The 24,316-nt window shown below is 64.1% G+C and carries 26 protein-coding genes; 7 read left to right on the top strand and 19 right to left on the bottom strand.

Features of this window, described 5'->3' with window-relative positions:
• Positions 1 to 186: 186 nt before the first annotated feature.
• Positions 187 to 495: a hypothetical protein gene (locus AC1RR3_RS30445; RefSeq protein WP_492827609.1), complete on the bottom strand. Its 309-nt coding sequence runs from the start codon at positions 493 to 495 to the stop codon at positions 187 to 189.
• Position 496: 1 nt separating this feature from the next.
• Positions 497 to 1,141 (bottom strand): response regulator transcription factor, encoded by a 645-nt coding sequence (locus AC1RR3_RS30450; RefSeq protein WP_492827611.1) that lies wholly within the window; start codon positions 1,139 to 1,141, stop codon positions 497 to 499.
• 86 nt (positions 1,142 to 1,227) lie between these two features.
• Here AC1RR3_RS30450 and AC1RR3_RS30455 point away from each other — a divergent pair, with 86 nt between their 5' ends.
• Positions 1,228 to 2,568, top strand: coding sequence for a histidine kinase (locus tag AC1RR3_RS30455; RefSeq protein ID WP_492827613.1), 1,341 nt, complete (start codon positions 1,228 to 1,230; stop codon positions 2,566 to 2,568).
• Here AC1RR3_RS30455 and AC1RR3_RS30460 read toward each other — a convergent pair.
• The 9 genes from AC1RR3_RS30460 to coxB form a co-directional block, all read right to left on the bottom strand.
• Entirely contained in the window at positions 2,565 to 2,933 is a 369-nt protein-coding gene (locus AC1RR3_RS30460) for a nuclear transport factor 2 family protein (protein ID WP_492827615.1), read from the bottom strand. The two genes, AC1RR3_RS30455 and AC1RR3_RS30460, sit on opposite strands and share 4 nt — an antisense overlap.
• 115 nt (positions 2,934 to 3,048) lie before the next feature.
• The gene (locus tag AC1RR3_RS30465; protein WP_492827617.1) at positions 3,049 to 3,801 is read right to left on the bottom strand and encodes an SURF1 family protein; all 753 of its coding nucleotides are present in this window, start codon (positions 3,799 to 3,801) and stop codon (positions 3,049 to 3,051) included.
• The gene (locus AC1RR3_RS30470; protein ID WP_492827619.1) at positions 3,798 to 4,199 is read right to left on the bottom strand and encodes a DUF983 domain-containing protein; all 402 of its coding nucleotides are present in this window, start codon (positions 4,197 to 4,199) and stop codon (positions 3,798 to 3,800) included. Before AC1RR3_RS30470 ends, AC1RR3_RS30465 begins: the two co-directional genes overlap by 4 nt.
• Positions 4,200 to 4,297: 98 nt before the next feature.
• Positions 4,298 to 5,194, bottom strand: coding sequence for a cytochrome c oxidase subunit 3 (locus AC1RR3_RS30475; RefSeq protein WP_492827620.1), 897 nt, complete (start codon positions 5,192 to 5,194; stop codon positions 4,298 to 4,300).
• A 77-nt stretch (positions 5,195 to 5,271) separates the two neighbouring features.
• Entirely contained in the window at positions 5,272 to 5,916 is a 645-nt protein-coding gene (locus tag AC1RR3_RS30480) for a cytochrome c oxidase assembly protein (protein WP_492827622.1), read from the bottom strand.
• 5 nt (positions 5,917 to 5,921) lie between these two features.
• On the bottom strand, positions 5,922 to 6,098 hold the full coding sequence (locus tag AC1RR3_RS30485; protein WP_492827624.1) for a cytochrome c oxidase system small membrane protein: 177 nt from the start codon (positions 6,096 to 6,098) through the stop codon (positions 5,922 to 5,924).
• Positions 6,095 to 7,039: a heme o synthase gene (locus AC1RR3_RS30490; RefSeq protein ID WP_492827626.1), complete on the bottom strand. Its 945-nt coding sequence runs from the start codon at positions 7,037 to 7,039 to the stop codon at positions 6,095 to 6,097. The genes AC1RR3_RS30485 and AC1RR3_RS30490 overlap by 4 nt, the downstream gene beginning before the upstream one ends.
• A gap of 60 nt (positions 7,040 to 7,099) precedes the next feature.
• On the bottom strand, positions 7,100 to 8,725 hold the full coding sequence (gene ctaD, locus AC1RR3_RS30495; protein WP_492827628.1) for a cytochrome c oxidase subunit I: 1,626 nt from the start codon (positions 8,723 to 8,725) through the stop codon (positions 7,100 to 7,102).
• A gap of 88 nt (positions 8,726 to 8,813) precedes the next feature.
• Complete coding sequence (coxB, locus tag AC1RR3_RS30500; protein WP_492827630.1) at positions 8,814 to 9,653, bottom strand: cytochrome c oxidase subunit II; 840 nt, start codon at positions 9,651 to 9,653, stop codon at positions 8,814 to 8,816.
• A gap of 459 nt (positions 9,654 to 10,112) precedes the next feature.
• Here coxB and AC1RR3_RS30505 point away from each other — a divergent pair, with 459 nt between their 5' ends.
• Positions 10,113 to 10,658, top strand: coding sequence for an invasion associated locus B family protein (locus AC1RR3_RS30505; protein WP_492827632.1), 546 nt, complete (start codon positions 10,113 to 10,115; stop codon positions 10,656 to 10,658).
• 9 nt (positions 10,659 to 10,667) lie between these two features.
• Here AC1RR3_RS30505 and AC1RR3_RS30510 read toward each other — a convergent pair whose 3' ends face one another.
• The gene (locus tag AC1RR3_RS30510; RefSeq protein WP_492827634.1) at positions 10,668 to 11,156 is read right to left on the bottom strand and encodes a GNAT family N-acetyltransferase; all 489 of its coding nucleotides are present in this window, start codon (positions 11,154 to 11,156) and stop codon (positions 10,668 to 10,670) included.
• Between the two features lie 89 nt (positions 11,157 to 11,245).
• On the opposite strand from AC1RR3_RS30510, the gene tldD reads away from it, so the two are divergent.
• From tldD to AC1RR3_RS30525, 3 genes are read left to right on the top strand one after another with little or no spacing between them, the layout of a single operon-like run.
• Positions 11,246 to 12,673, top strand: a complete 1,428-nt coding sequence (gene tldD / locus AC1RR3_RS30515) for a metalloprotease TldD (RefSeq protein WP_492827636.1) — start codon at positions 11,246 to 11,248, stop codon at positions 12,671 to 12,673.
• Positions 12,670 to 13,446, top strand: a complete 777-nt coding sequence (gene lepB, locus AC1RR3_RS30520) for a signal peptidase I (RefSeq protein ID WP_492827638.1) — start codon at positions 12,670 to 12,672, stop codon at positions 13,444 to 13,446. The genes tldD and lepB overlap by 4 nt, the downstream gene beginning before the upstream one ends.
• A 22-nt stretch (positions 13,447 to 13,468) precedes the next feature.
• Entirely contained in the window at positions 13,469 to 14,035 is a 567-nt protein-coding gene (locus tag AC1RR3_RS30525; RefSeq protein WP_492827640.1) for a nucleotidyltransferase family protein, read from the top strand.
• A 123-nt stretch (positions 14,036 to 14,158) separates the two neighbouring features.
• On the opposite strand, the gene AC1RR3_RS30530 is transcribed toward AC1RR3_RS30525, so the two are convergent.
• The 3 genes from AC1RR3_RS30530 to AC1RR3_RS30540 form a co-directional block, all read right to left on the bottom strand.
• Positions 14,159 to 14,725: a PAN domain-containing protein gene (locus tag AC1RR3_RS30530; RefSeq protein WP_492827642.1), complete on the bottom strand. Its 567-nt coding sequence runs from the start codon at positions 14,723 to 14,725 to the stop codon at positions 14,159 to 14,161.
• A gap of 109 nt (positions 14,726 to 14,834) precedes the next feature.
• Entirely contained in the window at positions 14,835 to 16,205 is a 1,371-nt protein-coding gene (locus AC1RR3_RS30535; protein WP_492827644.1) for a glutamate--cysteine ligase, read from the bottom strand.
• A gap of 102 nt (positions 16,206 to 16,307) precedes the next feature.
• Positions 16,308 to 16,817, bottom strand: coding sequence for a MarR family winged helix-turn-helix transcriptional regulator (locus AC1RR3_RS30540; protein ID WP_492827646.1), 510 nt, complete (start codon positions 16,815 to 16,817; stop codon positions 16,308 to 16,310).
• 125 nt (positions 16,818 to 16,942) lie between these two features.
• On the opposite strand from AC1RR3_RS30540, the gene gstA reads away from it, so the two are divergent.
• Positions 16,943 to 17,557: a glutathione transferase GstA gene (gene gstA, locus AC1RR3_RS30545; RefSeq protein WP_492827647.1), complete on the top strand. Its 615-nt coding sequence runs from the start codon at positions 16,943 to 16,945 to the stop codon at positions 17,555 to 17,557.
• A gap of 64 nt (positions 17,558 to 17,621) precedes the next feature.
• On the opposite strand, the gene AC1RR3_RS30550 is transcribed toward gstA, so the two are convergent.
• From AC1RR3_RS30550 to AC1RR3_RS30565, 4 genes are all read right to left on the bottom strand, one after another.
• Entirely contained in the window at positions 17,622 to 19,832 is a 2,211-nt protein-coding gene (locus AC1RR3_RS30550; RefSeq protein ID WP_492827648.1) for an FAD-dependent oxidoreductase, read from the bottom strand.
• 18 nt (positions 19,833 to 19,850) lie between these two features.
• Positions 19,851 to 21,059: an acetyl-CoA C-acetyltransferase gene (locus tag AC1RR3_RS30555; protein WP_492827649.1), complete on the bottom strand. Its 1,209-nt coding sequence runs from the start codon at positions 21,057 to 21,059 to the stop codon at positions 19,851 to 19,853.
• 69 nt (positions 21,060 to 21,128) lie between these two features.
• Entirely contained in the window at positions 21,129 to 22,919 is a 1,791-nt protein-coding gene (locus AC1RR3_RS30560) for an acyl-CoA dehydrogenase C-terminal domain-containing protein (RefSeq protein WP_492827651.1), read from the bottom strand.
• A gap of 55 nt (positions 22,920 to 22,974) precedes the next feature.
• A complete protein-coding gene (locus AC1RR3_RS30565; RefSeq protein WP_492827653.1) occupies positions 22,975 to 23,361 on the bottom strand; it encodes a nuclear transport factor 2 family protein in 387 nt (128 codons plus the stop codon).
• Between the two features lie 207 nt (positions 23,362 to 23,568).
• On the opposite strand from AC1RR3_RS30565, the gene AC1RR3_RS30570 reads away from it, so the two are divergent.
• Positions 23,569 to 24,159: a PadR family transcriptional regulator gene (locus AC1RR3_RS30570; RefSeq protein ID WP_492827655.1), complete on the top strand. Its 591-nt coding sequence runs from the start codon at positions 23,569 to 23,571 to the stop codon at positions 24,157 to 24,159.
• Positions 24,160 to 24,316 lie beyond the last annotated feature (157 nt).

Raw genomic sequence — 24,316 nt, forward strand, 5'->3', positions numbered from 1 at the left:
TTACGAAATTACTTGTCAACAGCCAGTGGCTTCGGGCCACCATAAAGTGTTTTGCGGCATCGGGAAACCGCTTCCCGCCTGCATCCGGTCCAGCGAAAAAGGGCTGCGGCGATGCCGCAGCCCCTCTCTTGGAAGGTCTGTCGTTGATTTGTGCAGACCGGTTTGGCTCGTCCGGGCGCCTGCCCGCTAAATCTGTTCGTGAAAGCTTTCGTCGCCTGTCATGAGATCGTCAAGGGCCAAAACCGCGTAGGCTCGCAAATGTTCCTGTTTTTCCCGGCCCGCACGAACGCCGCCTGGCATCAGCAGGCGGCGGCACGCCCGTTTTGCCGCTTTTTCCTGAATCATTGATCGGGACAGGAACGAACGCCGCCTCAGCCAATTGTGTCGGCGGATGGCGACCGCCGCCGACCATGCGTTGCCCGGCCGCGCGGCGCGCGCCGATCCGTCGACCGAACCGCTGCATCCTGGAGCAGCCGGTTCGGTCGCTGGCGGCACGTCAGCCCATCCCGATTTCCACGGCGATTCGAATCAGGTCGGAATGGTTCTTGGCCCCCAGCTTCTGCTTGAGCAGGGACGTGGTGTTGGCGACGGTCTTGTAGGAGATGCCGAGTGCCTCGGCGACTTCGACGATCTTGTCGCCGCGCCCTAACAGGCGGAGAATTTCAAGCTCTCGCGGCGTCATCTGCGAGGCCGGGTTGGCCTTGATCGCGGCGCCGGAGAACGTCACCGCTTCCGCGAGCTGCGGCGAGATGAAATTGTCGCCCGCCACCACCTTGCGCACCGCTTTCAGCAGAACCCTGGGATCGTCTCCCTTGGAGACGTAGCCCTGTGCGCCCAGCTCGACCGCCCGCACCACGAAGGCCGGATCGTCGTTCATGCTGAACATGATGATCTTGGCGTCGGGGTCGTCCTTGCGGATCCGCCGCATCAGCTCGAAGCCGGAGACGTCGGGCAGGCTGATGTCGATCACGGTAACATCGGGCCGCTTGCTGATATAGGCGCGATGCCCTGACTTGGCGTCCGTCGCCTCGTCGATGCGGATCGAATGGTCGGATGCGAAAAGGGTGCGGCAACCTGACAGCACCACGGGATGGTCGTCGACGATCAGGACCTTGGTCGCCGGCTTGGCGGTATCTTGCATCGTGCGCTCTCTTGTTTTTCGACTCATAGACCGGCGGGAACAAATGGAAAGAGAGAATCCTGCCAAGACGCGTTAGAATTGACCTAATGTGGCAACGGCTCTCCTTCAGGACGCAACTGTTTCTTCCGCTCGGCGTCAGCTTCCTCGCGGCGCTGATCATTGGCGGCGTGCTGCTCCAGACCTTCGCAGTGGGCCAGCTCGCCGACGAGAACGAGCCGGGGCGGCGTTCGACCCGGGCGGTCGCCGCCGCGCTCAACAGCACCCTGCGCGCATCGGACAATCCGCGGCAGGCGCTTGATGCCTTCGTCCATTCTTTGGACACCTCCTCCGATATCCAATTCCATGCCGTGGATGCGGGTCCCGCGTCCTCGCCGAAGGACGGCCTGCGCAAGCCGCATGGCGTGCCGCAATGGTTCGTGGACCTCCTCACCATCCCGGACATGGACGCCCCGTCCCCGGTGATGATCGACGGCAGGCACGTCGGCGATCTCTTGTTCGTGCCGGACCTGTCGGCCGACCTGTTCGAGAAATGGATCAGCTTCCTCGCGCTCACCGGCCTGGTCGTCGCGCTGATGGTGATCACGGGCACGATTGCCTATGCCTTCGCGGGATCGGCCCTGCGCCCGCTGCAATATCTCGGCGAAGGGCTCACACGGATGCGACGTGGCGACTACACTGTGCCGATCGCGGTCAGGGGACCGCCGGAAATCCGGCAAAGCTGCGAGGAGGCCAACGCGCTGGCTGCGACGCTCGCGCAATTGAGCCAGGACAACCGCGACCTGCTGCACCGCCTGGTATCGCTCCAGGACGACGAGCGGCGCGATCTCGCCCGCGAGCTGCACGACGAGCTCGGCCCGCTGCTGTTCAGCATCCGCGCGGGCACGGTCTCGCTGATCGAGGCCTCAGCACCGGTGGGACATCTCGGCAATTCGGCGCAGGAGGTGCTGCAATCGGTCGAGGCCCTCCAGCAGACCAACCGCCGCATCCTCGACCGGCTGCGGCCGCTCTATATCGAGGAATTGGGCCTCGCGACCAGCGTGCAGACGCTGCTCCGGAACTTTCGCAAGCAGGCGCCCTATATCGGCCTGACGGCCACGGTCGATCCTGATCTCAACGAGGTCGACGGGCCGCTGGCGCAGACCGTCTACCGCGTTATCCAGGAGGCGCTGACCAACGTGCTGCGCCATGCCGGGGCAAGCAATGCCGATGTGCAGGCGACCGTTTCCGGCGAGGTGCTCGCCATCGAGATCTCCGACGATGGCGGCGGCTTTCCCGCCGATAACGTGTTCGGCCGGGGCCTGACCGGCATGCATGAGCGCGTGCGTGCGCTCAGCGGATCACTGTCATTGCTGCGTGCGAATGAGCGAACCTATGTGCGCTGCCGCCTGCCGGTGGAGACGGTGCGAGATGCGCCGGCGCAAGGCTAGCACGCGCAGCCGTCGTGGGCGTTCTGGCGCGACGGCGTGCACAGCGTGCTGTAGATCTTGCCTTCCGCACTGAAGCGAAACGAGGCGTGAACACGCAGTGAGCCCGCGACGGAATATTCGAGATCGACGCCATCAGGCACCGGATTGATCTCTTCCAGACCGAAGCCGGCCGACGAGAACGCGCTGAGCCGCGGCCCCCAATAGGTTTCGAGCTCGCGACGTCCGCGATAGGAGAAGTGCGTGCCGTCGCACGTGCATGCGACTTCGGCGTCGTCGGCATAGAGGTCGAGCAGGGTCGCAAGATCGCCCTTCCGGCAGGCATCCACCCAGTCGACGACAATTCCCATCTGATCAAAATCGCTCACGCCAGAATCCTCAATGCCGCAAAATTTGCCTGCGGCTTAAGTTCACCTTCGTGAATATGCGCTGAATAATAAAGTCCGGGCGATACCGGGTTCCGCCCGGGAACCTACGGATAACTCAGCTCGAACGCCGTCCCCTCACCCAGACGCCGAAGGCGATCAGCACCGCGCCTGCGAGAGCGAACCAGGTGATGGCATATTGCAGGTGATCGTCTTTCAGGTGCACGTCGAGCGGACCCGGACGTGGGATGCCGTTCTCGGGCGCCGGCTGCTCCAGATCAATGTAGAACGGCGCAACCGCGCCCCAGCCGAGGGCGCTCGCGATCGCCAGATGATCGCGCACGAACCACAGCCGCTTGTCGCGGTTCTCGGCCGGCGTCATCCAACCAGGTGGCTCGGGAAAGCGAAGATAGCCGGTGAGCATGACGGATGCGCCGGTCACGAGCTTCTTCACCGCGCGATCCTCGACGCTGCGGTCCTGCATCGTGTTCTCGACGAAGCCCGCATCGATCACGACCATCTGGCCGGTCGGAAGCCGTGCCGGCAGGAACGCCCAGGTGCCGGGGCCTGACGCGTCCTTGCGCACGGCCGAGCCGGACGAATAGACCATCGCATCGGGCAGGGTTGCGTAGGTCGCCGTGAAGCTGACGCGGCGGAATTCATCGCGCGTGGGGTTCAGCGCGGCCCATTGCGAAGGCGGCGGCAGCGCGATCGGCGCGTCGGCAAGGCGCTCGGTGAGCGCCGCGACGAGCTCGTGCTTGGCCGTCCGGCGCTGCAATTGCCAGAGGCCGAGCGCGACGAAGACGGCAGTCAGGAACAGCGTGAACAGCGCGAAGCCGGCCACGCGAGGCTTGCGCGCGGTCTCGTTCATTTCGCGCGGTCGACCAGCCGGCCCGGCGCTGCCTTGTGGTGGAATTGCAGCGCGATCAGCAGCGACTTCATCGCGCGCAGCGGCAGCAGCGTGGTGGCCAGAATCAACGGCAGCCAGAGGACCGCATGCAGCCAGTACGGCGGCTGGTATTTGACCTCAACGACGAGCGCGCAGCCGACCACGATCGCACCGGCCAGCATGATGATGAAGATCGCAGGGCCGTCGCCGGTATCGATGAAGGCGTAGTCGAGGCCGCATTTCGCGCAAGCGGGAGCAAGCGTGAGGAAACCCGCATAGAGCTTGCCCTGGCCGCAGCGCGGGCATTTGCACGCAAGCCCGCGCAGCGCGCTTTGCAGGACGGTGGTTTCGGGCTCGGATTTGCCGGCGGTGTCGTTCATGGCGAAGGACCCTATCACAGTTTCTGGGAAGCCTCGGGCCGCCGGAAAGCGAAAGGGCGGCCTCGAGGCCGCCCTTTCTCAATCCGATTTCAGCCCGCTCAGTGCGCGCCGTGCGCCATGGTCTCGGCACCGTGTCCCCACACGTAGATGCACAGGAACAGGAACAGCCAGACCACGTCGACGAAGTGCCAGTACCAGGCGGCGAACTCGAAGCCGAGATGCTGCGTCGGTGTGAAGTGGCCCGCATAGGCGCGGAACAGGCAGACCAGCAGGAAGATGGTGCCGACCAATACGTGGAAACCGTGGAAGCCGGTCGCCATGAAGAAGGTCGCGCCATAGACGTTGCCAGCGAACGAGAACGCCGCGTGGCTGTACTCATAGGCCTGCACGCAGGTGAAGAGCGCGCCGAGCACGACGGTGAGGATCAAACCGTACTTCAGGCCCTGGCGATCGTTCTCGAGCAGTGCGTGGTGCGCCCAGGTCACGGTGGTGCCTGAGGTCAGCAGGATCAGCGTGTTCAGGAGCGGAAGATGCCAGGGATCGAAGGTCTCGATGCCATGGGGCGGCCAGGTGCCGGGGACGGAGCAGGCGCCGGCCGCGGTGCCGAGGCCGCAGCCGAACACCGCGTCGCGGGTGGCGTGAACGGCATCGGCCGGGAACAGCGCCGCGTTGAAATAGGCCCAGAACCAGGCCACGAAGAACATCACCTCGGAGGCGATGAACAGGATCATGCCGTAGCGGTGATGGATCTGCACGACGCGGGTGTGGTCGCCCTTGTACTGGGCTTCCTTGATCACGTCTCCCCACCAGCTCGCCATGGTGTAGAGCACGCCGACGGTGCCGACACCGAAGATGATCGGCGCGGCCGAGAACATGTGGTGCATCCAGGTGATCGCGCCGACCGCCATGATGAAGGCCGAGATGGAGCCGACCACCGGCCACGGAGAGGGATCGACCAAGTGGTAGTCGTGATGCTTGCCTTGCGCCGTAGCCATTTCCGTCTCTCTCCTCAATCCCGTGCCTATCAGGCACTTATCCCCTTGTTTCCAACCCTCGCGGCGTACGCCGGCGGTCAGAGATTTCCCTTGCGTTTGTCATCCTCGCCCGATGCCAGCGGTTTCACGACCGGATCCTTCACCGGATAGAACGTGTAGGACAGCGTGATCGTGTTCAGCCCGTCGTTCTCGTGATCGTCGGCGATCGACGGATCGACATAGAACACGACCGGCATCTCGCGCTTCTCGCCAGGCGCCATGGTCTGCTCGGTGAAGCAGAAGCAGTTGATCTTCTGGAAGTAGGAGCCGACCGTCAGCGGCGCGACATTGTAGGCGGCCTGACCGGCGGTGGTGCGCGCCGCCTGGTTGGTCACTGTGTAGAAGACGGTCACGACCTGGCCGATATTGACCTCGATCTCGTTCTGCTCCGGCTCGAATTTCCAGGGCAGGCCGGGCGCGACGTTGGAATCGAACCGCACCGCGATCTTGCGCGCGATCGGCCCTGTGGCCGGCGCCGAGGTCGCGACCTGGGTCGTACCGTTGAAGCCGGTGGCGCGGCAGAACCAGTTGTAGAATGGCACCGCCGCGTAGGACGCGCCAACCATCAGCGCAACCACGCCGCCGCAGATCGAGGCGACCAGCACGTCACGACCGAGGCTCTTCGAACGCCCCTTTTTGGCCGTCCGGCTCTGATCCCGCGATATGGTCGGCTCGTGATCCATCTTACCTACATCGGCCGGATTAGCACTGCCGGTCCCTTGACCATGGTGACGGCGAAGAACAGCACGACGAGCACGCCGAGCGCCAAAGCAATGGCGATGGAACGCTGACGACGGCTTTTCTGCTGCGCCTCGGTGAGGACGATTCCATCTGGCTCGGGTTTGTCAGCCATCTCAGCAATCATGCGCCCCCAACCATCGGAGCGAGCGCCCGGAACACGACCTCGGCCAGCAAGGTCGCGAACAGCACGAACAGATACAGGATCGAGAAGGCAAACAGTTTTCGGGTCGCACGCAGCGACGCAGCTCGCGTCCGGCGGAGATAGACGTTGATCGCGAGCATCAGCATGCCGGCGCCGAGGATCAGCGAAACGATACCGTAGATGGCGTCGAAATAGCCGAGCGCCCAGGGCGCGGCGGCCACCGCGATCAGCACGATGGTGTAGAGCAGGATCTGCAGTCGCGTCGCGTCCGGACCGGCGACATTGGGCAGCATCGGAATGCCGGCGCGCGCGTAGTCGTCGGAGCGGAACAGCGCCAGCGCCCAGAAGTGCGGCGGCGTCCAGAAGAAGATGATCGCGAACAGCAGCAGCGGCTCGACATCGACCGTACCTGTGACCGCGGCCCACGCCACCACCGGCGGCAGCGCGCCGGCGGCGCCGCCGATCACGATGTTCTGCGCGGTCCAGCGCTTCAGGCCCATCGTGTAGATCACGACGTAGAAGAAGATAGTGAAGGCGAGCAGCGCACCCGCGATCCAGTTGACGAGGATGCCGAGCGTCATCACCGAGAAGAAGGCGAGCGTCACGCCGAACGCCATCGCCTCGGGGCGCGTGATGCGGCCGCGCGGGATCGGCCGGTTGGCCGTGCGCGACATCTTGGCGTCGATGTCGCCTTCGAGCGCCATATTGAGCGCGCCGGAGGCGCCGGCGCCGACCGCGATGCAGAGCAGCGAGGTGATCGCCAGCACCCAGTGGAAATGCCCGGGCGCCATCGCCATTCCGACCAGTGCGGTGAAGATAACCAGCGACATCACCCGCGGCTTGAGCAGCGCGAGATAGTCGCCAACCTCCGCTTCGGAGATGCGGGGGTTGATGTCGATGGCGTTCTGGTCGAGCACGGACACTAATTCAACTCGCTTCGTTATAGCGCCGCGGCGCCCGTTATGGGCGCCGCGGGAGATCGATCACTGCACGCGGGGCAGCACTTCGAACTGATGGAAGGGCGGCGGCGAGGGCAGCGTCCACTCCAGCGTGGTCGCACCGGCACCCCAGGGATTGTCGCCAGCCGGCACCTTCTTCATGAAGGCGTCGAGCACGCAGTAGAGGAAGATCAGGACACCGAAGCCGGAGATGTAGGAGCCGACCGAGGAGACCAGGTTCCAGCCGGCGAACGCGTCGGGATAGTCGACATAGCGGCGCGGCATGCCCGACAGGCCGAGGAAGTGCTGCGGGAAGAACACCAAATTGACGCCGATGAAGGTGACCCAGAAGTGCGCCTTCGCCAGCGTCTCATTGTACATGTAGCCCGACATCTTCGGGAACCAGTAGTACCAGCCGGCGAAGATTCCGAACACCGCGCCGAGCGACAGCACGTAGTGGAAGTGCGCGACAACGTAGTAGGTCTCCTGCAGCACGCGGTCGACGCCCGCATTCGCGAGCACGACGCCGGTGACGCCGCCGACCGTGAACAGGAAGATGAAGCCCACGGCCCAGATCATCGGGGCGCGGAATTCGATCGAGCCGCCCCACATCGTGGCAATCCACGAGAAGATCTTCACACCGGTCGGGACCGCGATCACCATCGTCGCGGCGACGAAATAGGCCTGCGTCGCCGAGGACATGCCAACCGTGTACATGTGGTGCGCCCACACCACGAAGCCGATACCGCCGATCGCGACCATGGCGTAGGCCATCCCGAGGTAGCCGAACACGGGCTTGCGCGAGAAGGTCGAGACGATCTGGCTGATCATGCCGAAGGCGGGCAGGATCAGGATGTAGACCTCGGGGTGACCGAAGAACCAGAACAGATGCTGGAACAGCACGGGGTCGCCGCCGCCGTCGGGCGCGAAGAACGTCGTGCCGAAATTGCGGTCGGTGAGCAGCATGGTGATTGCACCGGCGAGCACCGGCAGCGACAGCAGCAGCAGGAACACCGTCACCAGGATCGACCACACGAACAGCGGCATCTTGTGCAGGGTCATGCCCGGCGCGCGCATGTTGAAGATGGTGGTGATGAAGTTGATGGCGCCGAGGATCGACGAGGCGCCCGCCAGATGGAGCGACAGGATCGCGAAGTCGACGGCCGGGCCGGGATGGCCCGAGCTCGACAGCGGCACATACATGGTCCAGCCGGCGCCGACGCCGTTGGCGCCGGGCTCGCCCTCGACGAAGGTCGACATCAGCAGCAGCGCGAACGAGGCCGGCAGCAGCCAGAACGAGATGTTGTTCATGCGCGGGAACGCCATGTCGGGCGCGCCGATCATCAGCGGCACGAACCAGTTGCCGAAGCCGCCGATCATCGCGGGCATGACCATGAAGAAGATCATGATCAGGCCGTGAGAGGTCACGAACACATTGTAGGTGTGCGTCTCGTGGAAGATCTGCACGCCCGGATACATCAGCTCGGCACGGATCGCGATCGACATCGCGGCACCGATCACGCCGGCGATGACCGCGAAGATCAGGTACATCGTGCCGATGTCCTTGTGGTTGGTCGAATAGACGTAGCGGCGCCATCCGGTCGGATGGGCGTGCTCGTCATGTCCGTGGTCTTGCGCGTGATCGCCGTGTGCCGCTGCGCTCGTTGCCATTTTCAAATCCTGCCTTGCGTCCCATGCGGACCTTATGCGGTCCCGCCCTTTTTGTCGCTTTCAGTCCCCTCGAACCGTCACCCGGCGCTTATTGCGTCGGGCCGGCCGCGGAGGCGTAGGTGCTGGTGCCGCCGCTCGCATATTTCTTCTTCGCCGTCTCGACCCAGGAGGCGAACTCCTTGTCCTCCACGACGCGAATCGCGATCGGCATGAAGGCGTGATCCTTGCCGCAGAGCTCCGAGCACTGGCCGTAGAACATGCCGACCTTGGTGGCCTTGAACCAGGTCTCGTTCAGCCGCCCCGGAATGGCATCGATCTTGACGCCGAAAGCCGGCAGCGCGAAGGCGTGGATGACGTCGGCGCCAGTGACCTGAACGCGAATCACCTTGTTGACCGGCACCACCATCTCGTTGTCGACACCGAGCAGGCGGGGCTGCTTGTCCTGGGCCATCAGCGAGTCGAACTCGAACTTGCCGTTGTCAGGGTAGGCATAGGACCAGTACCACTGCTTGCCGGTGGCCTTGATGGTCAAATCCGCCTTCGGCACGTCCAGCTCGAGGAACAGCAGGCGGAACGACGGCACCGAGATACCGACCAGGATCAGCACCGGAACGAGCGTCCACGCCACCTCGATCAGCGTGTTGTGCGTGGTCCGCGACGGCACCGGATTGGCCTTCGCGTTGAACTTCATGACCACGATCACCAGCAACGCCAGAACGAACAGCGTAATCACGGTGATCAGGACGAACAGGAAATTATGGAACCAGACGATGTTGTCCATCACCGGGGAACCGGATTCCTGAAGCGTCCATTCCCACGGCTTCGGCTGCCCGAGCTCGGCGAATGCCGCTCCGCCCGTCGCCAGTGTCAGACCCGCCACGGCCAATCCCAGCAAGTGCCGGCCTACCTGGCCCATCGACATCCTCATGCCGTCCCGCTCCCCTTACGAAATCACCCCAAGTGCATTCCCCTATTTTTGGGAAACGCTTATTCGATCCGAACCTCTGACAAACCGCCACGCAAGAATACCTCTAAGAGGAATTGGGGCCAGATCGCTCAAACGCCGAAATCAAGCCTCTCAAACCATAATTCTTGATCTATCGCAATGCAGTCTTGAGCCCTGTCTGCCCGCGATCACCCGCAAGATATTTCCCAGTAAGATCAGACAAAAATACCGTTTCCCGGGATGCCGCGGCTTGACAGCGGAATTGCCCGCGGTAGGCACTGTCAGACAGCCGCGCAGGAACCTGATTCGTGCGGGCGATGGCGGTGTGGGCGGCGCGGAATTTGCTTGCGAATTGCCTTCAAGACGCCGTCATTCCCGTATCAGTCCGCCAAATTAGTCCGCCAAGGGCGAGCGACCCAGGCGAGCAGAGGGACCGACCCGATGGGGTTTTCGAGAGGCATGGCAAGGCGGGCTAAGAGGCAGGCTAGCGGCCTCACGATGCTGGCGGCCCTGCTGGCAGCCGCCATCGTCATGGCGCTGCCGGGGCTCGCCCATGCGCAGGGCGCGGTGCGCTCCGTTCATGGCGACTGGCAGATCCGCTGCGACACCCCGCCGGGCGCCCAGACCGAGCAATGCGCCCTGATCCAGAGCGTCGTCGCGGAAGACCGCTCCAATGCCGGCCTGACCGTGATCGTGCTCAAAACTGCCGACCAGAAGAGCCGCCTGATGCGCGTGGTCGCCCCGCTCGGCGTCCTCCTGCCCTCCGGCCTCGGCCTCAAGCTCGACAACCAGGACGTCGGCCGCGCCGGCTTCGTCCGCTGCCTGCCCAATGGCTGCGTCGCCGAAGTCGTCATGGACGACAAGCTGCTCGGCCAGCTCCGCACCGCCAAGACCGCCACCTTCATCATCTTCGAGACGCCGGAAGAGGGCATCGGCTTCCCGCTCAGCCTGAACGGGCTGGGTGAGGGCTATGACAAGCTGCCGTAGGCGACCCCGCTAAAACAACAGCGCCATCAGGATCACATTCCCGTACACACCGTCGATCTTGTTCGCGTTGCGCTGCAAGCCCTCGATGACGAAGCCAACCTTTTGATAGAGCGCGATCGCATTCGCGTTGTTCTCGTGAACGGACAGCTCGACCCTCGACATGCCTGCGGCGCGCGCGGCGTCGAGGGCATGCCGTATCAGCCGCGTCCCCAGACCCTGGCCTCGAAACGGCTGCAAAAGGCCCATACCGAGGATGCCGCCATGGGCGTGAATCGGGCGGGACAGCCGCTGAACATCGCACCAGCCGACAACGTCCGTGCCGGAAAGGGCGACGAATTGCGGATTCCGCTGCGCGATCATGTCGAGGACGAAGCTCCGCGTCGCCTCGAGCGGCGGCGCCTCCAGAAAAGCAAGATATCGCCGCTCCCGCGCGACCGTATCCAGCGCCCGGTGGAAGCTTTCGACATGCGCTTCAGATATTGCAATGATTTCAATCATGTCGTTTCGGTAATGTGACGCCCCGCCCTCTCGCCGAACGGCCGCGAAGCCATTATCTTGCCTGACATCTCCAAGACAATGGGTGATCGATGACCAACCCTGCCACAACCTCCCTGCTCGACCGTGCCAATCTCGACCGCGACCAGGTTCGCCACGAGCTCGTGCGCGGGCTTGCCGGTGCCGACGACGGTGAGCTGTTCCTGGAGTACAGCCAGACCGAAGCGCTGATGTTCGACAACGGGCGGCTGAAGCAGGCGACCTACGACACCTCGCAGGGTTTTGGCTTACGCGCGGTCAAGGATGATGCCGTGGGCTACGCCCACTCCTCCGACGTGTCGCTGCCGGCGCTGATTCGCGCCGCTGACGCGGTCGCGGCGGTGCGCGGCGGCTATTCCGGCAGTTTTGCCGCGCCGCCCCCTCACACCAATGTACGGCTGTATGGCGACGACAATCCGCTCGATGCGCCGGGCTTCGAGACGAAAGTCAAACTGCTCGCCGAGATCGACGCCTATCTGCGCGACAAGGATCCGCGGGTGCGGCAGGTTAGCGTCAGCCTGGGCGCGACCTGGCAGGTGGTCGAGATCCTGCGGCCCGACGGCGAGAGCTATCGCGACATCCGCCCGCTGGTGCGCGTCAACGTCTCCGTCGTTGCAGGTCAAGGCGACCGCCAGGAGAGCGGCAGCAAGGGCTATGGCGGCCGCGCCGGCTATGCCGAATTCATCGAGAGCAAGAACTGGCGCGACGCCGCCGACGGCGCGCTGCGCGAGGCCCTCGTCAATCTGGAATCGATTCCCGCCCCCGCCGGCGAGATGGACGTGGTGCTCGGCGCCGGCTGGCCCGGCGTGATGCTGCATGAAGCGGTCGGCCACGGCCTCGAAGGCGACTTCAACCGCAAGAAGACCTCGGCCTTTGCCGGCCTGATGGGCCAGCAGGTCGCGGCCAAGGGCGTTACCGTGGTCGACGACGGCACCATTGCCTCGCGCCGCGGCTCGCTGTCGATCGACGACGAGGGCACACCGACCAATCGCACCGTGCTGATCGAGGACGGCATCCTGGTCGGCTATATGCAGGACCGCCAGAACGCGCGCCTGATGAACATGAAGCCGACCGGCAATGGCCGCCGCCAGGGCTATGCCCATGTCCCGATGCCGCGCATGACCAACACCTACATGCTCGCGGGCGACCGCGATCCGGCCGAGATTTTGGCGTCGGTGAAGAACGGCGTGTTCGCCGCGAATTTCGGCGGCGGCCAGGTCGACATCACCTCGGGCAAATACGTGTTCCAGTGCACCGAGGCCTACAAGATCGAGAACGGCAAGATCGGCGCGCCGCTGAAGGGCGCCATGCTGATCGGCAACGGGCCGACCGATTTGCATCGCATCCGCATGATCGGCAACGACCTCGCGCTCGATACCGGCATCGGCACCTGCGGCAAGAACGGCCAGGGCGTGCCGGTCGGCGTCGGCCAGCCGTCACTTCTGATGGAACGCATTACGGTGGGTGGAACGGGCGCATGAGCGTTGAGAAGGTAACTGCCGCTCCCAAGCGGAAGAGCAGCGGCTGGGCTGGCCAGCTGATGCAGCTGGCCGGCATCGTCGCCGCCGTGTTCATCGCCAAGGGCGCGCTCGCCGAGCCGTTCTACGTGCCGTCGGGCTCGATGGAGCCGACACTGTTGATCGGCGACGCACTGCTCGCCTCGAAATTCCCCTATGGCTACGGCACCTCGTCGCTGCCGATCCAGATCAACCTGCCCGAGACCGGGCGCGTGTTCGCCGAGACGCCGAAGCAGGGCGACGTCGTGGTGTTCCGCTGGCCCGGCGATCGCTCGCAGGCCTGGGTCAAGCGCGTCGTCGGGCTTCCCGGCGACCGCATCCAGATGCGGCAGGGCCAGCTCTTCATCAACGACCGTCCCGCCGAGCTGAAGCCGGATGGCGTTGGCGCTGCCGAGGACGACAATGGCGGCAGCGAGCCTGCCTATCGCTATGTCGAGACGCTGCCGAACGGCGTCTCGCACCTGATCTTCAAGATGCGCGACAACGGCCCGCTCGACAACACACAGGAGGTGAAGGTACCGCCGGGCCATCTCTTCGTGCTCGGCGATAACCGCGATAATTCCGCCGACAGCCGCGTGCCCCTGCGTTCCGGCGGCGTCGGCCTGCTGCCGGTCGACAATCTGGTCGGACGTGCGGATGCCGTGCTCGGCTCCTGGGACCTCGGCATGCGCGGCCAGCCGGTCTGGACCTGGCTGTCAGGTTTCCGGCTCGCGCGGTTCTTCACCGCCGTGCACTGAGCGGAAGTCTCCTCACCTCGCGATGAACCGTGACGAATTCCTTGCGCTCGCGCTGAGAAATCCCGTCAACGTTACGATCATCGACGAGCTCGCGCGGCTTGCGCTGCCCGACGCATGGCTGGTCTCGGGATGCCTGGTGCAGACCGCGTGGAACGCGCTCACGGGCCGCCCGCTCGATCACGGTATCTCCGACTACGACATTTTCTATTTCGATCCTGATACCTCATGGGAGGCGGAGGATGCGGTGATCCGGGACGTGCATGCGCGGCTCGGTCATCTCGGCGTCAAGATCGAGACCCGCAACCAGGCGCGCGTGCACCTGTGGTATCCCGACAAGCACGGCCTGCCCTATCCGCCGCTGATGCGCTCGACGGATGGCATCGACCGCTTCCTGACGCAGAACACGCAAGTGGGCGTCAGGCGCGCAGGCAACGGCTACGAGGTCTACGCGCCGCACGGCTTCGACGATGTCGCGGGGCTGATCGCGCGGCCCAATCCGGGCCCGAATTTTTCGGCGGCGAATTACGCAGTGAAAGCCGCACGATGGAAGGCACTGTGGCCGGAGCTCACGGTGATTGCGGCGGAGTAGGATGCCCACTTCATTCTCCCCGTCATTGCGAGGAGCGAAGCGACGAAGCAATCCAGACTGCCGCCGCGGAGGGTTGCTGGATTGCTTCGCTACGCTCGCAATGACGGCGGTGATAGCCGCGTGCTACCGCACCACGCCCGACGTAAACCCCGCTTTCCGGCGCGGCGGCTTGATGTCCTTTTTCAGGTAGCAGCGCGCTTCGCGACCGGTATAGCCCGGGCGGGCATAGGTGAACGCGCGGCACTTGTTGTCGGCGGTGCAGGCGGCCTTGCAGGCGTCCTCGCCTTCACCGTCCTTGAGCTCGAAATTGCGCAAGTCGCCGCCGGGGCGGTCGATCGACGTTTCCACGCCTTCGACACGCGGCTCGATTACACCGGCACCGCGGACACCGGAGATGCAGCAATTGCCCGGCACGCGCGCCGGCACGGTGTTCTTCAGCCAGCATATCGCCGAGCCGCCTTCGATGTCGGGGTAGCTGAAGCTCCAGGAGCGGCACTTGCGGTCGCGCTCGCACAGCAGCGCGCAGTCCTCGGGATCGCCTGATGTGATCGGCTGATTGAAGTAGTCGCCGCCGGGCCGGTCGAACGCCGTCTGGGCGCGCGCAGGCAAGCTCGCAAACACGAGCGACAGCAGCGTGGCGCCTGCCACGACGCTTGCCATGACGGCCCGGGACAGGCGGCCCTTCCCCATCGGAACAGCTTTCGAGTTATTGACGACGCTCAGGTTTTTTCAGCCGGTCATTTGATCGCCGCAAACCTGTATGGGCGATGAACGGCTGAACTTCTGAGCGTCGGTCGGTCTAGAAAGCGTATTCCGTGTAGGCCGGTTCCACGGAGCCGTTCCAGGGGCCGTTGAACTTCTCAAGCATTTCCTCGGCCGGGGTCCGGCCGGAATCGATGATGCGGTCGAGCGGCTCCAGATGCCGGGTCTCGTCGCGGCCGAGCTGGTCGATCCGGCCGCGCCGCCGCAGGCCGGCATGTGCCAGAACGAGGCATTCCTTGGCGATCTCGAACAGATAGTGATCCTTGATCCGCGCCTTGAAGCCGAAGCGCGGCACGTCGTCGCGCAGGGCCTGGCGTTCATGCGCGCTCCAGTGCTTCACCAGGTCCCATGCGGCATCGAGCGACACGTCGTCATAGAGCAGCCCGGCCCAGAACGCCGACAGCGCCGGCAGACGGCCCCACGGACCGCCGTCGGAGCCGCGCATTTCCAGATAGCGCTTGAGCCGCACCTCCGGGAAGATCGTCGAGAGATGGTTGGCCCAGTCCGACAGCGTCGGACGCTCGCCCGGCAGATTGTTGTTGCGGCCGTCGAAGAAGGCGCGGAACGAGGAGCCCGACACGTCGATGTAATCGTCGCCGCGCTTGACGAAATACATGGGCACGTCGAGCGCGTAGTCGACATAGCGCTCGAAACCCATGCCGTCCTCGAACGCCCAGGGCATCATGCCGGAGCGCGCATTGTCGGTGTCGCGCCAGATCTCGGAGCGGAAGGAGAGGAAACCGTTCGGCTTGCCCTCGGTGAACGGCGAGTTTGCGAACAACGCGGTTGCGACCGGCTGAAGCGCGAGCGAAACGCGCAGCTTCTTGACCATGTCGGCTTCGGAGGAGAAGTCGAGATTGGTCTGCACCGTGCAGGTCCGGTACATCATGTCGAGGCCGTATTGGCCGACCTTCGGCATGTAGTTGGTCATGATCTTGTAGCGGCCCTTGGGCATCACCGGGATGTCGGCGCGCGACCAGGACGGCGTCATGCCGAGGCCGAGGAAGCCGATACCGAGCGGGGTTGCGATCTCGCGCACCTGTGCAAGATGCGCCATCAGCTCGCTCTGGGTCTGATGCACGTTCTCGACCGGCGCACCGGAAAGCTCGAACTGTCCGCCCGGCTCGAGCGAGATCGCCCCGCCGCCGGTGACGTCGTAGAGGCCGATGATGTTGCCTTTCTCCATGATCGGCTCCCAGCCGAGCAGGAGCTTCATGCCTTCGAGCAGCGCGCCGATGCCGCGCGCACCCTCGTAAGGCACCGGACGGTGGCCTTCGAGCGTGAATGGCGTCTTCTCGTGCTCGGTGCCCATGCGAAATTCGGACGGGTCCTTGCAGCCGGCCTCGAACCACGCGACGAGTTCGTCGCGCGATTGCAGCGGCGTCATATCGATCTGGTCTCGCGCCATATCAAACTCTAATCAAAAGGGGCGCTTCGACCGAACGCGCGCGGGTGACGGGGATGGTCCGCGAACCCACCGGGCGCACGGACGAGCTGGTTTGCCGCGCGATCATCGCGTCGGCGTGGTTTCGTTGGTGTTAGCGTTGGTTTGGGCGACGGGCGGCAGCTTCATCTCACCGCACGAGCAGCCCAGACGGTCGAGCAGACCACTGAGCTTGACGGCATCGGCATCGGACAGTTTCGAGCCGACATATTTCTCGATCGCAGCGGAGTAGGCGCCCCACATCCGCTTCTGCAACTCGCGGCCGGCTTCCGTGATCTCCACGAACTGGCCACGCTTGTCGATCTTGCATTCGCGCCGGGAGGCAAGGCCCTCGTCGACCAGGCGGTCGATCAGACGCGAGGTGGAATATTGCGGGATCAGCATCTGCCGCTCGAGCTCCACCGGCCGCAGCTCGCCCGAAGGTGCGCGCGACAGTTCGAGCAGCGCGTCGTACCAGGCCAGCGGCGGGAACCCCGCCTTCTTCAGGTCCTGCTCGACACAATCGAGCACGCGGCTCTGCACCCGCATCAGGCGGATCCAGGCTGATGTTGCCTCGGTCGATGGTTTGCGTTTCATGGTCTCGCTCAAGCTCGTCGCCCGTCTCTTACCCCATTCGATGCATCTGCATCAATCTTGCTATTTCATGCAGGTGCATGTAGGCGTTGTTTCGCCTGAGCCAAGCCAAAAGAGGAGGAAATTCCATGAAACTCTATTACTCGCCCGGCGCCTGCTCGCTGTCCCCCCACATCGCGCTCCTGGAAGCCGGCCTGCCCTACGAGCTGGTCAAGGTCGATATCCGGGCCAAGAAGCTCGAAAATGGTGAGGATTATCTAAAGGTTAATCCGAAGGGTCAGGTCCCCGCGCTGGGCCTCGACAGCGGCGAGATCGTGACCGAAGGCCCGGTCATTGTCCAGATGATCGCCGACCAGGCGTCCGCCAAGGGGCTGACGCCGGCCCATGGCAGCTCCGAGCGCTACAAGCTGCTCGAATGGCTGAACTTCCTCACCTCAGAGGTTCACAAGAACTTCGGCCCGATGTTCGCGCCGGCGTTGAACGACGAAGCCAAAGCGTTCTTCAGGGATCGCGTCATAGGCAAGCTGAAATACATCGACAGCCAGCTCGCCGGCCGCGACTACCTCATGGGCAAGCAGTTCACGGTGGCCGACGGCTATCTCTTTACGATGCTGACCTGGGCCGACCGGATGAAGTTCGACTTCTCGGCGATGCCGAACCTCGCCGCCTACAAAACCCGTGTCGCAGCGCGGCCGCAGGTGCAGGAGGCCCTGAAGAAGGAAGGGCTGGCGCAGGCGAAGTAAGCGCTCGCAAGACCGAAGAAGAAAAGGCCGGATCGATGATCCGGCCTTTTTGATTCTGCGTCGCTCAGGCCGCCTTCTTCGGTGCGAAGCGGCCGTAGAAGGTCTCGCCCTTCGCCGCCATCTCCTCGAGCAATTTCGGCGGCGTGAAGCGTGAGCCGTACTTCGCCTCGAGCTTGTGACAGAGCTCGACGAAGGTCTTCGTGCCCATGAAGTCGATGTAGGACAGCGTGCCGCCAGTGAACGGCGCGAAACCGAAACCGAGGATCGAGCCGACATCCGCTTCACGCGGATCGGTGATGACGTGATCCTCGACCGTGCGCGCGGCTTCCACCGCCTGCACCACCAGGAAGCGCTGCTTCAGCTCCTCGATATCGAGCGTGTCAGGATCGAGCTGCTTCGGCTGCAACGCCGAGAGGCCCGGCCACAGGCTCTTCTGACCCTTGCCCTTCTCGGGATAGTCGTAAAAACCCTTGCTGTTCTTGCGGCCGAGGCGGCCCTGCTTCTCGACCAGCTCCACCATCAGCTTCTTCTGGTCGGGGTTGATGGCGTTGGGGCCGAGATCGGCTTCGGTCGCCTTCATGATCTTGAGGCCGAGGTCGAGCGCGACTTCGTCCGAGAGCGAGAGCGGACCGACCGGCATGCCGGCCATCTTGGCGCAGTTCTCGATCATCGCCGGCGGGACGCCTTCCAAAAACATCTCGTTGCCTTCGGCGACGTAACGGCCGACGCAGCGATTGGCGAAGAAGCCTCTGGAGTCGTTGACGACGATCGGCGTCTTGCCGATCTGCCGGACGTAATCGAGCGCGGTCGCGAGCGCGACATCGCCGGTGTTCTTGCCCTTGATGATCTCGACCAGCATCATCTTCTCGACCGGCGAGAAGAAGTGGATGCCGACGAACTTGCCCTGGTCCTTGAAGCCCTCGGCCAGCGAGGTGATCGGCAAGGTCGAGGTGTTCGAGGCGAAGATCACGTCGGGCTTCAGATATTCCTGCGCCTTGGCAAAGGTCTCGGCCTTGACCTTGCGGTCCTCGAACACGGCCTCGATGACGAGGTCGACGTCCTTCAACGCGGCGTAGTCGGCGGTCGGCGTGATGCGCGCGAGCAGAGCCTCGGCATCACCCGGCTTGGCGCGACCCTTCTTGATCTGCTCCTCGATCACCTTCTGCGCATGCGCCTTGCCCTTGTCGGCGCTCGCCTGGTCGCGGTCGATCAGGACGACGTCGAGGCCGGCGCGTGCCGAAACGTAACCGACGCTCGCACCCATGAAGCCGGCGCCGATCACGGCGATCTTCTTCACCTTGGTTGCGGGCACGTCCTTCGGACGGCGCGCACCCTTGTTGAGCTCCTGCATCGACAGGAACAGGCTGCGGATCATCGCCGCCGCCTCCTTCGAGCGCAGCACCGAGGTGAAGTAGCGCGACTCCACGCGAAGCGCGGCGTCGATCGGCAGCTGCAGCCCTTCATAGACGCAGCTCATGATGGCGCGCGCGGCCGGGTAGTTGTCGTAGGTCTCGCGGCGATAGATGGCGTTGCCGGCCGGGAACATCATCATGCCGGCCTTGGAGAACACCGGACCGCCCGGCAGCTTGAAACCCTTCTCGTCCCAGGGCGCGACGGCCTTGCCGCCACCCTTGATCCAGTCCTTCGCCGCCTTGACGAGCTCGGCAGCGGGAACGATGGCGTGAATGAGGTTCAGCGCCTTGGCCTTCTCGACCGTAACAGGATCGCCCTTGAGCAGGATCGTCATCGCATCCTGCGGCGGCACCAGCCGCGGCACGCGCTGCGTGCCGCCGGCGCCGGGAAACAGGCCGACCTTGACCTCGGGCAGGCCGAGGCGGGTCTTGGGATTCTCCGCCGCCACGCGATAGTGGCAGCACAGCGTGATCTCGAAACCGCCGCCGAGCGCGAGGCCGTTGATCGCGGCCGCCCACGGCTTGCCTGACGTTTCGATCGAGCGCAGCACCAGCGAGAAGCGCCGGGCCTGGTCGAACAGCATCTGATTTGCCGCGGTCTCGCCTTGGTCCTTGAAGACTTTTGCGTAGGCCTGGTTCATGCCTTCGAGCATCGACAAGTCCGCGCCGGCGCAGAACGCTTCCTTAGCGGAGGTGATGACGACGCCTTTCACCGCGGCATCCGCCGTGGTTTCCTTGACGATCGCGTCGAGCTCGCTGGTCGAGGTCTCGTCGAGCACGTTCATCGAACGGCCCGGGATGTCCCAGGTGACGAGCGCGATGCCGTCGGAATCGGTCTCAACCTTGAAATTCTTGTAAGCCATGTTGGTTGCTCCCTACCCTTAGACGCGCTCGATGATGGTCGCGGTGCCCATGCCGCCGCCGATGCACAGCGTGACGAGGGCGGTGGACTTGTTGGTGCGCTCGAGCTCGTCGAGCACGGTGCCCAGGATCATCGCCCCGGTGGCGCCGAGCGGATGGCCGAGCGCGATCGCGCCGCCATTGACGTTGATCTTGGCGTTGTCGATGTCGAAGGCCTGGATGTAGCGCAGCACGACCGAGGCGAAGGCCTCGTTGAGCTCGAACAGGTCGATGTCCGACTTCTTCATGCCGGAACGCGCGAACAGCTTTTCGGTGACGTCGACCGGACCGGTCAGCATCATCGCCGGCTCGGAGCCGATGTTGGCAAACGCGCGGATTTTTGCGCGCGGTTTCAGGCCGTACTTGCTGGCCGCTTCCTTGCTGCCGAGCAGCACGGCGCCGGCGCCATCGACGATGCCCGAGGAGTTGCCGGCGTGGTGCACGTAGTTGACCCGCTCGATCTCGGGGTGCGACTGCACGGCGACGCCGTCGAAGCCGCCCATCTGCGCCATCATCGTGAACGACGGCTGCAGTTGGGCCAGCGACTGCATCGTCGTCGAGGGACGCATGTGCTCGTCCTTGGCGAGGATGGTGAGGCCGTTGATGTCCTTCACCGGCACGATCGACTTGCCGAAGCGGCCTTCCTCCCAGGATTTTGCGGCGCGCTGCTGGCTCTGCACGGCGTAGGCATCGACGTCGTCGCGCGAGAAGCCGTACTTCGTGGCGATCAGGTCGGCCGAGACGCCCTGCGGCATGAAGTAGGACGGCACCGCCATCGAGGGGTCCATCGGCCAGGCGCCGCCGGAGGCGCCGATGCCGACGCGGCTCATGGATTCGGCGCCGCCACCGATCACCAGCTCATGCTGGCCGCTCATCACCTGGGCTGCGGCAAAGTTTACGGCATCCAGGCCGGAGGCGCAGAAACGGCTGATCTGCACGCCGGGGACGGCTTCGCCGAGGCCGGCTTTCAGCGCAGCGAAGCGCGCGATGTCGGAGCCGGCTTCGCCGACCGGATCGACCACGCCGAGCACGACGTCGTCGACGGAATCTTCCGGCAGGTTGTTGCGGTCCTTCAGCGCCTTCAGCGGCACGGTGGCGAGCGCGAGCGCGGTCACTTCGTGCAGCGAACCGTCGGCCTTGCCGCGGCCGCGAGGGGTGCGGACGTGATCGTAAATATAGGCATCTGCCATGGGAGCCTCCTGATTGCAGTTATTGGTTACGACCGCAGCGCGATCGGGATCATTGGTGAAGCGAAATCCTCAGAACGCTTCCGCCGGCAATTCCATGATGGTGGCGGAGCCAGCCTGGATGCGGGCGAGATTGGCCGCGGTTTCCGGCAGCATCCGCTCCATGAAGAAGCGGCCGGTGACGAGCTTGGTCGAGAGATAGGGCGTCGCCCCGCTCTCGGCAATCTTGGCATTCGTCACCTTCGCCATCTTCGCCCACATGTAGCCGAGCGCGACGAAGCCGAAGAGATGCAGGTAATCGGTTGCGGCAGCGCCGGCATTGTCCGGCTTCATCATCGCGTTCTGCATCAGCCACGTCGTGGCCTGCTGGAGATGGCCGAGCGAGGCCGAGAGCGGGGTGATGAAAGGCTTGAGCGCCTCGTCGCCGCCATTCTCCTTGGCGAAGGCCATGACCTCGCCGAAGAAGGCCATGATGGCGCGGCCGCCGTCGCGCGGCAGCTTGCGGCCGACCAGGTCGAGCGCCTGGATGCCGTTGGCGCCTTCATAGATCATGGCGATGCGCGCATCGCGCACGAACTGCTCCATGCCCTGCTCGGCGATGTAGCCGTGACCGCCATACATCTGCTGCGCCTGCACGGCATTGGCGAAGCCGTAATCGGTGAGAAAACCCTTCAGCACCGGGGTCATCAGGCCCATGTGGTCGTCGGCGGCCTGGCGGTCCTTGGGATCCTCGGAGCGGTGCGCGACGTCGCTCTTCAGCGCGGTCCACATCACGAAGGCGCGCGCGGCCTCGTTGAAGGCGCGGATCGAGAGCAGCGTGCGGCGCACGTCGGGATGCACGATGATCGGATCAGCTTGCTTGTCCGGCGCCTTGGTGCCGGTCAGCGAGCGGCCCTGGATGCGCTCGCGGGCATAGGCGACCGCGTTCTGATAGGCGACCTCGGACTGCGCGAGGCCCTGCACGGCGACGCCGAGGCGGGCCTCGTTCATCATCACGAACATGCCCTGCATGCCCTTGTTCTCTTCGCCGATCAGCCAGCCGGTGGCGCTGTCGTAGTTCATCACGCAGGTGGAATTGCCATGGATGCCCATCTTGTGCTCGATCGAGCCGCAGACGACGCCATTGCGGGCGCCGACCGAACCGTCGGCATTCACCAGGAATTTCGGCACCACGAACAGCGACACGCCCTTGATGCCGGCCGGTGCCCCCTCGATGCGGGCGAGCACGAGGTGGATGATGTTCGGCGCCAGATCATGCTCACCGGCCGAGATGAAGATCTTGGTGCCCGTGATCTTGAAGCTGCCGTCGCTCTGACGCACCGCCTTGGTGCGGAGCATGCCGAGATCGGTGCCGCAATGCGGCTCGGTCAGGTTCATGGTGCCGGTCCACTCGCCGGCCACCATCTTCGGCACGTAGGTCTGCTTCTGCTCCGGCGAGCCGTGAACGATCAGCGCCGCAGTCGCGCCCATGGTGAGGCCGCCATACATCGAGAACGCCATGTTGGCGGAGATCTGGAATTCGTTGACGGCTTGCGAGAGCGTCACTGGCAGCCCCTGCCCGCCGAACTCGGTTGGCGCTGACAGACCGAGCCAGCCGCCCTCGGCAACCTGCTTGAAGGCGTCCTTGAAACCCTTCGGCGTGGTGACGCTGCCGTCATCGGCGCGCTTGCAGCCTTCGAGGTCGCCGACGCGATTGAGCGGCTGGAGCACCTCTTCGGCGAGCTTGGCGGCTTCGCCGAGGATCGCTTCGCGCACGTCGCTCGACGCATCGGAGAAGCCGGCGAGGTTGTCGTAGCGGTCGATCTGGAAGACGTCATTGAGCAGGAAGTTCACGTCTTCGACGGGGGCTTTGTAGATCGGCATGGTGGTCTCCCGGCAAGCCTTGAAGTGATATGCGGTCTGAAGTGATGATGTTGGCTTAGGATTGGGCTGCGGCCAGCTGCTCCGCCATCAGGCGGTGCAGCATGTTGATCGCCTTGAGCGGACGCACCATCACCTTGAAATGGGTGATGCGGCCCTCGGCATCGAAGGTGATGATGTCGACACCGTTGATCTCGATGCCGTCGATGACATTCTTGAATTCGAGCACGGCGCCATCAGCGCTGCGCCACTCGCCGACATAGGTGAAGCCCGGGCCGCCGAGCACCTTCTCGGCGCTGGCGAGATATTTGAAGGTGATGTCGCGGCCGCGCTGGGGCGAATGCACCACGGGGCTCTCGAACACGGCGTCGGGATGCAGCAAGTCCCAGAGCGCTTTGGCATCATGGGACTTCATGAAGGCGTACCAGGAGTCGAGACCGGTCATTGACGATGCCTCCCTAGGTAAAGGCCTTGGCAAAAAAATCGAAAACAACCCCATGCACAGTAGCGATGAGCTTGATTCCGCTGGGTTTTTGGGTCGGGTATTGAGCCCCGGCCTTCGGTCACCTCATATGCACATTGACGCATATGCACCAATACGCATAAAGTCAAGTCAATTGGTCGGGACCGACCTCGAAAGGGAGCTGAAGCCATGGCGCTGGGCGACGCAATCCTCGCATGCCTGACGGAACGTCCGATGACGGGCTACGAGCTCGCCAAGACGTTCGACTCCTCGATCGGCTTCTTCTGGAAGGCCGACCACCAGCAAATCTACCGCGAGCTCTCCAAGCTGCGCGACCGGGGCTACATCCAGGGCCGCGAGGTCGTGCAATCAGGCAAACCCAATAAGCTCATCTATACGCTCACTCCGGAAGGGCGAACAGCACTGCGGCACTGGGCCGCGCGGCCAAGCACGCCCCCCTCGATCAAGGACGACCTTCTGGTCCGGCTGCACGCGCTCGACAGCATCGACATCGAGCCCATGCGCGCCGACCTGATGGCCCGGCTGGAGCACCACCGCGACCGCCACGCCAATTACGAGCGCATCCTCAAGAAGCGTTTTCCGGAAGGAACGGCATCTGATGTGCTCGACCTCGGCAATCTGCTGCTGCTCCAGCTCGGTGCCCGGCACGAACAGATGGTCGCCGACTTCTGCGAGGAGGCCCTCGAGGCGCTGTCGGCGATGAGCGGCAAGGGTACGGTCGTGCCGCTCGAGGATGGCAAGCGCGAGGGGAAGGGCTGAGGGAGCCTCCGCTTCGTCATGGCCGGGCTTGTCCCGGCCATGACGAGCATGAGTGCAAGCCCCCCGGGTTCCCGCCGCCCAACTTTAAGACACCGTCAACGGGTTCCTTAACCCGTTATTTACCGTAACAGACAAAAGTCGGTTTTCGAGGCAGACG

The sequence above is a fragment of the Bradyrhizobium sp. GW821-FHT13H05 genome, assembly GCF_058804065.1.

What these genes read in the sequence shown, in the direction of transcription:
- lepB (WP_492827638.1), top strand. Translation starts at nt 12,670, where the DNA reads ATGAGCGTTGAGAAGGTAACTGCCGCTCCCAAGCGGAAGAGCAGCGGC.
- AC1RR3_RS30480 (WP_492827622.1), bottom strand. Translation starts at nt 5,916, where the DNA reads ATGGATCACGAGCCGACCATATCGCGGGATCAGAGCCGGACGGCCAAA.
- gstA (WP_492827647.1), top strand. Translation starts at nt 16,943, where the DNA reads ATGAAACTCTATTACTCGCCCGGCGCCTGCTCGCTGTCCCCCCACATC.
- AC1RR3_RS30530 (WP_492827642.1), bottom strand. Translation starts at nt 14,725, where the DNA reads ATGGGGAAGGGCCGCCTGTCCCGGGCCGTCATGGCAAGCGTCGTGGCA.
- ctaD (WP_492827628.1), bottom strand. Translation starts at nt 8,725, where the DNA reads ATGGCAACGAGCGCAGCGGCACACGGCGATCACGCGCAAGACCACGGA.
- AC1RR3_RS30475 (WP_492827620.1), bottom strand. Translation starts at nt 5,194, where the DNA reads ATGGCTACGGCGCAAGGCAAGCATCACGACTACCACTTGGTCGATCCC.
- AC1RR3_RS30525 (WP_492827640.1), top strand. Translation starts at nt 13,469, where the DNA reads ATGAACCGTGACGAATTCCTTGCGCTCGCGCTGAGAAATCCCGTCAAC.
- AC1RR3_RS30450 (WP_492827611.1), bottom strand. Translation starts at nt 1,141, where the DNA reads ATGCAAGATACCGCCAAGCCGGCGACCAAGGTCCTGATCGTCGACGAC.
- AC1RR3_RS30470 (WP_492827619.1), bottom strand. Translation starts at nt 4,199, where the DNA reads ATGAACGACACCGCCGGCAAATCCGAGCCCGAAACCACCGTCCTGCAA.
- AC1RR3_RS30485 (WP_492827624.1), bottom strand. Translation starts at nt 6,098, where the DNA reads ATGATTGCTGAGATGGCTGACAAACCCGAGCCAGATGGAATCGTCCTC.
- AC1RR3_RS30570 (WP_492827655.1), top strand. Translation starts at nt 23,569, where the DNA reads ATGGCGCTGGGCGACGCAATCCTCGCATGCCTGACGGAACGTCCGATG.
- coxB (WP_492827630.1), bottom strand. Translation starts at nt 9,653, where the DNA reads ATGAGGATGTCGATGGGCCAGGTAGGCCGGCACTTGCTGGGATTGGCC.
- AC1RR3_RS30550 (WP_492827648.1), bottom strand. Translation starts at nt 19,832, where the DNA reads ATGGCTTACAAGAATTTCAAGGTTGAGACCGATTCCGACGGCATCGCG.
- AC1RR3_RS30560 (WP_492827651.1), bottom strand. Translation starts at nt 22,919, where the DNA reads ATGCCGATCTACAAAGCCCCCGTCGAAGACGTGAACTTCCTGCTCAAT.
- AC1RR3_RS30455 (WP_492827613.1), top strand. Translation starts at nt 1,228, where the DNA reads ATGTGGCAACGGCTCTCCTTCAGGACGCAACTGTTTCTTCCGCTCGGC.
- tldD (WP_492827636.1), top strand. Translation starts at nt 11,246, where the DNA reads ATGACCAACCCTGCCACAACCTCCCTGCTCGACCGTGCCAATCTCGAC.
- AC1RR3_RS30505 (WP_492827632.1), top strand. Translation starts at nt 10,113, where the DNA reads ATGGGGTTTTCGAGAGGCATGGCAAGGCGGGCTAAGAGGCAGGCTAGC.
- AC1RR3_RS30540 (WP_492827646.1), bottom strand. Translation starts at nt 16,817, where the DNA reads ATGAAACGCAAACCATCGACCGAGGCAACATCAGCCTGGATCCGCCTG.
- AC1RR3_RS30535 (WP_492827644.1), bottom strand. Translation starts at nt 16,205, where the DNA reads ATGGCGCGAGACCAGATCGATATGACGCCGCTGCAATCGCGCGACGAA.
- AC1RR3_RS30465 (WP_492827617.1), bottom strand. Translation starts at nt 3,801, where the DNA reads ATGAACGAGACCGCGCGCAAGCCTCGCGTGGCCGGCTTCGCGCTGTTC.
- AC1RR3_RS30565 (WP_492827653.1), bottom strand. Translation starts at nt 23,361, where the DNA reads ATGACCGGTCTCGACTCCTGGTACGCCTTCATGAAGTCCCATGATGCC.
- AC1RR3_RS30555 (WP_492827649.1), bottom strand. Translation starts at nt 21,059, where the DNA reads ATGGCAGATGCCTATATTTACGATCACGTCCGCACCCCTCGCGGCCGC.
- AC1RR3_RS30510 (WP_492827634.1), bottom strand. Translation starts at nt 11,156, where the DNA reads ATGATTGAAATCATTGCAATATCTGAAGCGCATGTCGAAAGCTTCCAC.